Here is a 10,249-nt window from a genome sequence, read left to right as displayed (position 1 = left end):
CAGTAAGTTCGATTTGCAATACTCTAGTCGAAAGAGACGTCCCGGCCGGGGCCGGACCGCGCTCTATTCGCGTATCAACGATACGACCGTTGCAGCGCGAACGGAGCTGGCAACGATACTCCTGTTGCCGTCTCCGCCCTTCGGGTTACGATCGCTTTCGCGCTTCGTACTACCTCGCCAGCGGATCCGGCCGGAGCTGGAAGTGGATCGCCTTGCTGGTGGCCCCCTTCCCGCCCTCCATTCGGTGTATCTGGCATGTCATGGGAGGCGGCGAAGTAGCCGGGGCAGCCGCTCAGCGCAGCCGGGTCAGCCGGACGATGCGCGCCGTCGGCGCCATCGACACGAGTTCCAGCGAGATCCCGCGTGGCCCGTCTCCCATCAGGTACAGCGCCGCGTGGCCGCCGTCCGCGGCCGCGAGGGTGTGTTCGCCGCCGACGCGGCGGCTGGGGCGGCCGGGGAAACCCCCGGAAAGCGGGCCCGACAGACGCGCACGCTCGGAGTGGTCCCACGAGGTGTAGCGCGGCAGCTCGTGCACGACGCCGGGGTCGATGAGCCCGGCGGTGACGCTCGCGAGCGTCTGCCGGTCGATCAGGTCGGCGTAGTCGACGCCGAGCACGGAGGTGATGTGGGCGATGACCGCTGGTCGGTTGTTCCAGTCGATCGGCGCGTAGATGAGGCGCTGGTACAGCGTCGGCCGGCGCCCGTGGTCGACCGACGCCTCGCCCGCCAGCTCGCGCAGGAAGAGGAGCATGCGCGCATTCGCGCCGTAGCGGCCATTGTGCTGCCAGGGCCCGAGCTCCGGCCGTGTGCCCCACATGCCGTGCGCGCCGCCGTGGACCCCCGCTGGTGCGTCGCTGCCGACGCCCGAGTGACGCGCGTGGAGCGGCTGCCCCGAGGCGATGCGGCTGGCCGTCTCCTCCGCGAGCGTGGCCAGCCCCTCGCCCAGGATGCCGGCAATGCGGCCACGGCGGCTGGTCAGCAGGTCGGCGTTGTGGGCGTACTCGTGAAGGAACAGGCCCGCCGCCCAGTTCGCGTTCTGGTACTGCGGCTGCGCGAACCAATCGGGGTTGAGGAGGCTGACCACCATCTCGGAGGCACGCGGGCAGCTCGCCTGGCTCGCGACGTTCACGGTCGGCAGCGGTCCGTCGTAGGCGTAGCCGGCAAAGGACTGGAAAGCGGCGGGCATGAAGCCGAGCAGCAGGTAGAAGCGGCCGCCGCCCCCGGCGGGAGGCAGGTAGTCGGCATCGAAGACCGAGCGCATCGTCGGCAGCAGCCATCGGTCCGTCATCGCCGCCGCATCGCGCAGCCAGCCGAGCTTCGCCGGGTCGAGGTACGCCGCGGCCGACGGGTGCCGCAGATCGACGACGACGGCGACCTGTCCGGAGACGGCGACGACCTTCGCCTGGAAGCTAGGCACCGATTCCGCCGGCTGATGGCAAATGTCCGGCCTCCCGGAGTACCAGTCGACGAAGCGCAGCGTGTCCCCGGCGACCGCCGTCGCATAGCGGGGGTCGAAGGGTACCGGCGCCTGCGAGTACTTGCCCGTCAGCGCGGCCCGTTCGGGCATCGCAGGCTCCAGCGGCGTGCCGGCACCGCGTGCGGAGAAGGGTGCGAGCGATCCGCGTGCGTCGGCCGATGCGAGCGTCGAGGCGGTGGCGTCACCGGTGCCGAGGAGGCGGACGGAGACCAGCATCCGCTCGAACTCCACCCCCGCCGTCGGGATCGCCAGGTTAGCGGCGCTCAGCACGTAGTCCTCGTCGGCCGCGGGGAGGCGCAGACAGCGCAGGTCATCCTGCGTGAGGACGCGTGACTCGGCCGGGCGCAGCGAGACGCTCGGCGGGACGCGCACGATCGCGCCGATCGGCGCCGACCCCTCCGCCGACACCTTCACCGCGCGCATGTCGGTCTCGCAGGCGCGCATGGACGGCACCCGGAACTCGGCGACGCTGTCGGAGCGGGCGACGAGCTCCGTCGCTGCCACGCCGTCCAGCAGGAGCGAGCGCAGGTTCTTGAGGCCGGAGCCGCGGACGTGGCCGATCTGCCCGGGACGGAGCGTATCGACGGAGGTCACGTGGACCGGCCGCGTCGGTTCTACGGGTGCGCCGCCATCGCAGCCGACGATCAGCGCGACGACAAGCGCGGGGAGCAGCAGGGCACGGCGCATAGCGGCCTCCGAGTCATGGCGCATGGGGATGATGGGGCCGGCGCTCGGGCGTGTGCGGCCTGCCCGGTGACGCCTGCGAATGAGAGCGCCAGGATGATCTTCGCTGCCGTCAATTGCCGCCTCCCGCGGGCGTGGCCGGCAGGCGGTCGCGGATGAAGGTCGCCACCTGTGTCGCCGCGGGCGGGTCGAAGTTCGACAACACGACGACCACGTACCCGCCGTTCGGCTCGAACTCGAGGACGCCGCTCATCCCCGCCGCGCCCCCGCTGTGCCCGACGAATCGCCGCCCGCCCACGACGCGGTCGATGAACCCGTACGCGTACTGCGTCCCCTGGCCGGCCGCGACCTTCCCGGCCAGGAGCAGCGTCGTGTGCGCCGAATCCAGGAGTCGGCGCTCCCGAACCGCGACGGCGAAGCGCGCGAAGTCCCCCACGGTGGAGTACCCGCCCCCCGCGGGCGTGCCGCGGTACGGCAGCGTCGGCGCGTTCGACACGAGCGCGCCGGGCACCAGCTGTCGCGTGTAGCCGACCGCCCGCCCGGGCACGAGCGAGTCCTCGGGCGCCGTGCTGGTCGCCGTCATCCCCGCCGGCGCGAGCACGCGCGCCGCGACGTGGTCGTCGTAGCTCGTCCCGCTCACTCGCTCGATGAGGGCGCCGAGGAGCAGGAAGCCGTAGTTGCTGTACTTCCACTGCGTCCCCGGCTCGAACTGCAGCCCGCGCGTGCCGTAGAGCCGGAGGTAATCCTCCGTGTTGCGGAGCTCGGACCGGTGCGCCATGAACTGCGGCCCGAAGATGTCGCCCGTGCCGCCGGTGTGGGTGAGCAGGTGGTGAGGCGTCACCTTCGATCTCACCTCCGCGTTGGGGTAGTCCGGGAGGTATGTGCCGAGCGGCGCGTCGAGGCGCAGCGTTCCGGCCTGCACGAACTGCAGCGCCGCGACCGCGGTCAGCATCTTGTACATCGACCCGACGCGGAACTGCGTGAGCGTCGTGTTCGGGACGCCCCGCTCCCGATCCGCGAGGCCGTAGGCGCCCTCGAACAGCGTGCGCCCGTCGCGGGCGACGAGCACGGCGCCGGAGAACTGGCCAGCCTCCGTGTCGGCCGCGAGCTGCGCGCGGAGCGCGGCCACGAAGGCCGAGTCGCTCGCCGCCTGGGCGGCATCCGCTCCGGGTCTGGTGGGCTCGCCAGCGCCGCACGCGACGCAGGCCAGCAGGGTCAGGGCAGCAACGATCCGCATCGGGTCCTCCGTGTTCAGCAGTTCCCGATCTGGGACGGAGACGGTGTCACTCGCAGCTCACCGCCGGCCGGTAGGTTTGGTTATGCAGGCTGCCGGAGCCGCCACCGAGCCCGGTGCCGCCGCCGGTTACCCAGATCAGCCCGTTCACGAAGGCCGACCCGACGACCCCGTGAACGGGGATGGGCATGTTGCGGAGGCTCGACCACTGGTTGGTCCGAGGATCGTAGTAGTCATGGTCGGGGGTCATGCCGGTCGGTGCCTCGCCGCCCCAGACGTGGAAGCAGCCCCGGGCCATGACCCCGTTCATCCCGCTGCGGCCGCGCAGCATGGGGGCTGCGGTCGTCCAGGTCCGCGTCTGCGGGTCGAAGACTTCGTGCGCATCCGATTTCAGGGGCGACAAACCGTTGCCGAGACGCCCGCCGACCACGTGGATGCGGCCATTGATCGCCGCACCGGTTATGTGATTGCGCTGGGAAGGTAGATTCGGCAGCACCTCCCACCGATCGGCCGCCGGGTCGTAGACGGCGAAGTCGCTTCCGCGCGGCACGCGCCCCCCGGCGACGTAGATCTTGCCGCCGTGCGCGACGGCCACGCCCCCGCTGCGCGCCGTGGGCATCTTTGCCTTCTCGACCCATGCACCCGTCGCGGGATCCAGCTCGTACACCGTGTTGACAGCCGTGGCGCCCTGTTGATCATCCGTGGTTTGGCCACCGATCAGGTAGATCTTTCCATTGACGGCGGCCGCCATCCCGTGGTTGTTGGGCTGCGGGAGCTGCGGTCCGAGCTGCCAGCGGTCGCTCGCGATGTCGTAGACCTGCACCGTGCGGGCCGTCTGCCGGGAAGGGGGATAGCCGCCGAGGAGGTAGAGCTTGCCGTTCGCTTCGGCGAGGGCGAACTCAGAGTTGTTCTCGATCAATTGGGCCCGGAGCCCCCATTCGCCGTCGACCGGGACCCGCACGCGAACGCGAACGGAGTCACGCACGTCCGCGCGGTTGGAGAGCGTAGCGACCACGTACGTCGAGCCGACCGCAACGCCGCTGATCGCGCCGCTGGCGTTCACGGTAGCCACACCCGGGTCACGAGAGACGAACTGTGCCTCCTCACGGGTGTTGAGTACCGTGGCGGTTACCGAAGCGGAAGCGCCTACGTCCACGGTGACGCTGTCCGCGGAAAGTGTGAGCTGCGGATCACCGCTCCGTCCAACCGGGTCTTTGTCGCATGCCAGGAGGGCGGCAGCCGACAACACAACAGCCACCAGCGTGATTGCGGGTTTCATAACACTCTCCAGGGAGGTTCATCGATTCGATGCTCACGCCAACCATCGGGTGGCGTGGCCCAACCGCATCGCGTCAGCAAGCACTTACAACGACGGTTCCCCAGGCTGGTCGAGCAGGGTAGTCGGGTCGCTCTCCCCGCACGCGGCCACAACGATCGATGCGACCAGGGCGATTGCGAGCGTAGGGATCGATGTCGAGAACCGCATGAACCTCTCCTCGCGGCAGACCATCTTCCCGGGCGGCAGATCGTCCGGCATCGTCCGCCACGGAGCGCCGGAGCGCGCGAGACGAACGCCCACTCGTCGTCGCTGAAACGTGCTCTTTCTCTCACCGACTGGCAAGGATCCTGGGGCAAACCCTGGAACGGCTGGAGTGGATGCCCCCCATTCCCGCCTTCGTGGGCAAGCAGTCACCACCCTCGGTTCAAGGCCCCCCCCGACGCTCCGCACGCGTCTGGGCTTGAGGGCGTACGCGCCTCAGGCGATGACCGGCGCGGCGAAGAGCGGGGCGGCCACCAGGGCGGCGGCCCCGCGCAGCCGCGGGTACGTGCTCGCCAGCTCGGGGATGATGGGGGTGGCGGCGGCGGCCGGCGTCAGCGCGCGGGACGTGATCCCGGCGCGCACCAGCGGCTCGATCAGGTCCCAGGCGGCGGTGATCTCGCCGCCCACGACGATCCGCGCGGGGTTGAGGCCGTTGACGATCATCGCCAGCCCCATCCCCAGGTAGCGGCCCGTCTCCTCCACGGCCCGCCGCGCCCGCTCGTCCCCGGCGCGCGCCCGCGCCACCAGCTCCGGCACGGTGAGCTCGGTTTCCTCCAGCAGCGCCCTCGCTTTGCGCGGCGACGGCTCGTGGCCCAGGTAGCGGGTGAGGGTGGCGAGGTTGGAGGTGTACGCCTCGAAGCACCCCCGCGAGCCGCACAGGCAGAGCGGGCCCTCCGGGTCCAGGGGGACGTGGCCGAACTCCCCGGCGGCCTGGTCGTGCCCCCGCACCACCTGCCCGTCCATCACGATCCCGGCGCCCACGCCGTCGGACACCGTCACGTACACGAAGCTCCCCCCGCCGTCGCCGCCCCGCTCCCCCAGCCACATCTGCGCCAGGGCGCAGGCGATGGGCGCGTTCTCGATGGTCACGGGGAGCCCCGTGGCCCGCGCGAGAGGCTCGCGCACCTCCACGTCGGTCCACCCCATCTGTGGCGACCGCAGCACCCGCCCGGTGACCCGGTCGACCGTGCCGGGCACCACCAGCCCCACCCCCTCGATGCGCCCCCCGGCGCCGTGCGCGCGGACGAGCCGCCGGATCCGCGCCGCGAGCTCGGCGATCAGCTCCGCGGGATCGAAGATCGTGCGGAAGGTCTCCAGCGCGAGCTGCGTCCCCGCCAGGTCGCCGAGCATCACGTAGCTGCGGCTGAAGCGCACGTCCGCGGCGATCACCAGCCGGTCCCCGGTCCGCAGGTAGAGCATGGTGGGCTTGCGGCCGCGCGGGGCGTCGCCGGCATCCCCCTCGTAGACGAGGCCCTCCTCGATCAGCTCGCCCACCAGCAGGGTCACCATCCCCCGGCTCAGCCCCATGCGCCGCGCCAGGTCGGCGCGCGAGACGGGCTGGTGCTCGCGGACCAGGTTCAGGGCGATCTGCCGGTTCACCTCGCGCGGCGTGGAGCGCGTGGCCCGCCGGAAGTCGCGAGTGTTGATCTTCCGCATCCCTCCTCCTTTCCGTCCGGACCCCGCCGCCGGCCCACCCGGCGCCGTCCCCCGACAAGCTTCACGGTCGCGGCCCGCCACGGCAAGGGACCCGGCCGCGCGGGGCGTGGAAGTTGCACCCGGCGCCCCCGCCGCACGCGACCGGAGACGCCCCTGCCGACCCTCGACCGGGAAAAGCCTGGAGCCGGCATGATCAGCACGATCCTCCTCCTCTCCCTGCTGGGCTTCCTCCTGCTCCTCACCAAGCAGTACCTGATGCAGGGGACGGCGATCCGGGAGATCCGCCTGCTGGGGGAGGACCCCGAGGAGGTGAGGGCCGGGACCCCGCTCTTCCTGGAGCGCTACTCGGACCTGACGGGCACGCGGTTCTCCGACTCCGCCCGCGTCGAGCTGCTCTGCAACGGCGACGAGCTCTTCCCCCGCCTCTTCGCGGACCTCCGGGCCGCGCGGCGCCTCATCGCGCTGCAGATCTTCTGGTACAAGCCGGGGAAGCTGGCCGACGTCCTCCACGACGTCCTGGCCGAACGGGCGCGGGCCGGCGTGCGGGTGCTGGTGCTGCTGGACTACTTCGGCTCGTACGGGCTGGGCGAGGACTACGTCCGGTCGCTCACCGCGGCGGGGGTCGAGGTGGCGGTGTACCGGCCGCTGCGCTGGGAGACGCTGTACAAGGTCCAGCAGCGCAGCCACGTCCGCGCGGTGGTGGTGGACGGCTGCGTCGGCTACACGGGGGGCTTCGGGATCGACGACGACTGGAGCGGCGACGGACGGCACCCCGGCCAGTGGCGCGACACGCACGTGCGCGTGGAGGGGCCCGTGGTGGACCGGCTCCAGGGAGCGTTCGTGACCAACTGGGCGGAGGCCACGGGCGACCTGCTCCTGGGCGGCGGCATCTTCGCGCGCGAGGGCGGGGGCGACGGCGGGGGCGACGCCGACGTCCGCCGCGCGGGGATCACCTTCTGCTCGCCGAGCCTGGGGAGCACCACGGCGGAGCGGGCCTTCGTCCTCACCATCGCCGGGGCGCGGCAGCGCCTGTACGTCACCAACGCGTACTTCGTCCCGGACGAGAACCTGCGCGGCCTGCTCTGCGAGGCGGCGGGGCGCGGGGTGGACGTGCGGGTCCTCACCCCCGGGCTCAACACGGACCGCCGCTCCGCCTACTATGCCGGGCGCGCGCACTACGAGGAGCTGCTCGACGCCGGCGTCCGGATCTACGAGTACGAGCCCACCATGGTGCACGCGAAGACCATGGTGGTGGACGGGGCGTGGTCGCTGGTGGGGACCATCAACTTCGACACGCGCTCCATGGCGCTCAACGAGGAGGTGGCGCTGGCCGTGGCGGACGAGCGCTTCGCCGCCCGGCTGGAGGCGGTCTTCCTGGCCGACCTGCGGCACGCGAAGGAGGTCAGCGCGGAGTCGCTGCGGGGGCGCTCCGTGTTCGAGCGCATGAAGGAGCGGGCCGCGCTGCTCGTCGCGCCTCTCCTCTGACGCCGGAGCGCCCCGGTCCGGGTTCCCGGTCCGGCCTCGGAAAGCTTCTTGCGGTCCACGGGTGCACAGGCTGCGGCCTGCATCCGCGCAGGAAGAGGAGAACCACGTGAGCGCTCTCGACGAGATCCGCACCGGCATCCAGGAAAACATCCCCGCCATCCTGGGGCGCTTCCACACGGTCGTCAGGGATGAGGACCCGTGGATGCTCCTCCCGGAGGCCCGCCGCACCGATCACTTCGGGGAGCTGATCCTGCACGTGACGGAGGTGGCGCTCGGGGAGGGCCGTCGGGAGGAGCGTGTCCGGCAGATGCTCCACACGGCCGCGCGCCACGGCGAAGAGCGGCTGGCGGACGGGTTCCCGGAGGCGCTCGTCTTCCGCGAGCACTACCTCCTCCGTCAGGCCCTCTGGAGCTACGTCCGCGAGATGCACGACGGGGACAGCCCGCTCGCCTTCGAGGCCGTCGCCCGCATCGACACGTCGCTCTCCCTCTCGACCAAGGCCTCGCTCCGGGGCTTCCACCGGCCCACCTACGAAGCGCAGGGCCGCTGGCCCGAATGCATCGACGCCCTTGTGAGCGACTGGAGGACCCTGCCGTCCGTGGGGTGAGCGCGCGGACACCCCCACGAAGACCTCCGTCCACTCTCCGGCCGATGCACCGGCCCTACATCCCCGGGCTGGCCTGTCCAGGGTTGGTACAGTGCGTGCGTGCCTCCCGCGGACCGTTTATCCCGGTGGATCCCGGGTCCGCCGGCCGGTTCCCGCTCACCCGTCGTCCGGAGGCATCATGGCCGCTCCCTTCCCGCTGGACGGGCGCACTCGCGCCGCCGCGCCGGTTTTCCTGCTCCTGCTCGGAGCGCTCGCGGCCGGGGGCCTGGTTGCCTCGGACCACAAGGACGGACCCGTCACCACGGACAACCCCGCCATCGACATCGCGGACGTGTACGCCTTCCGCAGCCCGACGGACCCGGGGAGCCTGGTGCTGGTCATGAACGTGCACGGCTTCATCCCGCCCGCCGAGGCCGGGAGCGTGTCGTTCGATCCGGGGCTCCTCTACGAGCTCAAGCTGGACACCGACGGCGACGCGGTGGAGGACCGGGTGATCCAGGCGCGCGTCACGGGCTCCGGAGCGGACCAGAGGATCCACTTCCGCGGCCCCCTGGCGCCGGTCACGGCCGGCACGTCGAGCCGGCTCCTCCCCGGGGGCGACGTGGTGTCGGTCCCGTTCACGTCCACCGGAGACGCCCGCACCGCTTCGGGCGGGGGGCTCACGGTGTTCGCGGGGGTCCGCGACGACCCGTTCTTCTTCGACTTTGCGCGCTACCAGCAGATCGTCGCCGGGAAGGCCGACAGCTTCCGCCAGCCGGGAATGGACACCTTCGCGGGGACCAACGTCCTCGCGCTGGCGGTCGAGGTCCCCCTCTCGGCCCTCGGGGGCGGCCCGAAGCTCGGGCTCTGGGGCACCGTCAGCCGGCCGGCGGGCTCGCAGCGGGTGGCCGTCCGCAAGGACACGGGCCGGGAGGGAGCGGGCCTGGTCTACCAGCAGGTGGACCGGCACGGCATCCCGGGCAACGCGGTGGTCTTCATCCCCAAGCCGCAGACCCCGGAGTACAACCGCGCCGCCCCCGCCGGCGACACCCGGCGCTACCGCGACGAGGTGGTAGCGAAGCTCGTCGAGTTCGGGCAGCCGCGCGCGGAGGCGGCGAAGATCGCGGACATGGTGCTCCCCGACATCCTGACGATCGACACCTCGCGCCCCACGCAGTACCCCAACGGGCGGGCGCCCGCGGACGACGTCATCACCGCGAACCTGATGACCATCTTCGACCAGAACCAGAAGCTCAACGACGACCACGTGGACTCCAACGACAGGCCGTTCCTGGACACCTTCCCGTTCCTCGCTCCCCCGCACACCCGGTGAGGCGGCACCGCGCGCTCCTCGCAGCGGGGGCCCTCGTCGCGGCGGGGACCGCGCTCGCGGTCCAGGCCGCCGGGCCGGGAGGCGTGTCGCCCGGGGACGCCGGGGCCGAGGTGGCCGCGCTGTCGCGCAGCATCGACTTCTTCGAGCGGCGGCTGGCCGGCGATCCGGAGAACTTCCTGGCCGCCGGCCACCTGGCGGAAAGGTACGTGCTCCGCTACCGGCTCGCGGCGGACGAGGCAGACGTGCGGCGGGCGGAGGCCGTGGCCCGCCGGGCGGTGGACGTCTCGCCCGATCCCGCCGGAGCGCTCGCCCGCCTGTCGAGCATCCACCTCGCGCAGCACGAGTTCGCGGAGGCCCTCACGGCGGCGGAGCGGGCGGTGGGGGAGGACCCGTCGGATGCTCCCGCGCTGGGCGCGCTCTTCGACGCGGCGATGGCGTCGGGACGCTACGAGCGGGCGGAGTGGGCGCTCCGC

Annotated in this window: 8 protein-coding genes; 4 read left to right on the top strand and 4 right to left on the bottom strand. The window is 71.8% G+C overall.

Going from position 1 to position 10,249, the window contains the following annotated elements; all coding sequences use genetic code 11:
* Positions 1-292: 292 nt before the first annotated feature.
* The 4 genes from VGR37_18320 to VGR37_18305 form a co-directional block, all read right to left on the bottom strand.
* Positions 293-2,164 (bottom strand): hypothetical protein, encoded by a 1,872-nt coding sequence (locus tag VGR37_18320; GenBank protein HEV2149364.1) that lies wholly within the window; start codon positions 2,162-2,164, stop codon positions 293-295.
* A gap of 109 nt (positions 2,165-2,273) precedes the next feature.
* Positions 2,274-3,398, bottom strand: a complete 1,125-nt coding sequence (locus VGR37_18315; protein HEV2149363.1) for a serine hydrolase domain-containing protein — start codon at positions 3,396-3,398, stop codon at positions 2,274-2,276.
* 46 nt (positions 3,399-3,444) lie between these two features.
* Entirely contained in the window at positions 3,445-4,674 is a 1,230-nt protein-coding gene (locus VGR37_18310) for a kelch repeat-containing protein (protein HEV2149362.1), read from the bottom strand.
* Between the two features lie 477 nt (positions 4,675-5,151).
* Positions 5,152-6,372 carry an ROK family transcriptional regulator gene (locus VGR37_18305; GenBank protein HEV2149361.1) on the bottom strand — a complete coding sequence of 407 codons (1,221 nt, stop codon included), beginning with the start codon at positions 6,370-6,372 and terminating at the stop codon, positions 5,152-5,154.
* Positions 6,373-6,561: 189 nt separating this feature from the next.
* On the opposite strand from VGR37_18305, the gene VGR37_18300 reads away from it, so the two are divergent.
* From VGR37_18300 to VGR37_18285, 4 genes are all read left to right on the top strand, one after another.
* Positions 6,562-7,857 carry a phospholipase D-like domain-containing protein gene (locus VGR37_18300; protein HEV2149360.1) on the top strand — a complete coding sequence of 432 codons (1,296 nt, stop codon included), beginning with the start codon at positions 6,562-6,564 and terminating at the stop codon, positions 7,855-7,857.
* A 106-nt stretch (positions 7,858-7,963) separates the two neighbouring features.
* A complete protein-coding gene (locus VGR37_18295; GenBank protein ID HEV2149359.1) occupies positions 7,964-8,464 on the top strand; it encodes a hypothetical protein in 501 nt (166 codons plus the stop codon).
* Positions 8,465-8,642: 178 nt separating this feature from the next.
* Positions 8,643-9,776, top strand: a complete 1,134-nt coding sequence (locus VGR37_18290) for a DUF4331 family protein (GenBank protein ID HEV2149358.1) — start codon at positions 8,643-8,645, stop codon at positions 9,774-9,776.
* Positions 9,773-10,249 (top strand): tetratricopeptide repeat protein (locus VGR37_18285; protein HEV2149357.1); only part of this gene is annotated, 477 nt, incomplete at its 3' end. The genes VGR37_18290 and VGR37_18285, both read left to right, overlap by 4 nt.

This window comes from Longimicrobiaceae bacterium (assembly GCA_035936415.1).
Taxonomy (GTDB): Bacteria; Gemmatimonadota; Gemmatimonadetes; order Longimicrobiales; family Longimicrobiaceae; genus JAFAYN01.
This window is presented reverse-complemented; position numbering and strand designations above follow the sequence as displayed.

Excerpts from the sequence above, each read along its gene's own strand:
- VGR37_18320 (HEV2149364.1), bottom strand. The coding sequence starts at position 2,164 with ATGCGCCGTGCCCTGCTGCTCCCCGCGCTTGTCGTCGCGCTGATCGTC.
- VGR37_18315 (HEV2149363.1), bottom strand. The coding sequence starts at position 3,398 with ATGCGGATCGTTGCTGCCCTGACCCTGCTGGCCTGCGTCGCGTGCGGC.
- VGR37_18310 (HEV2149362.1), bottom strand. The coding sequence starts at position 4,674 with ATGAAACCCGCAATCACGCTGGTGGCTGTTGTGTTGTCGGCTGCCGCC.
- VGR37_18305 (HEV2149361.1), bottom strand. The coding sequence starts at position 6,372 with ATGCGGAAGATCAACACTCGCGACTTCCGGCGGGCCACGCGCTCCACG.
- VGR37_18300 (HEV2149360.1), top strand. The coding sequence starts at position 6,562 with ATGATCAGCACGATCCTCCTCCTCTCCCTGCTGGGCTTCCTCCTGCTC.
- VGR37_18290 (HEV2149358.1), top strand. The coding sequence starts at position 8,643 with ATGGCCGCTCCCTTCCCGCTGGACGGGCGCACTCGCGCCGCCGCGCCG.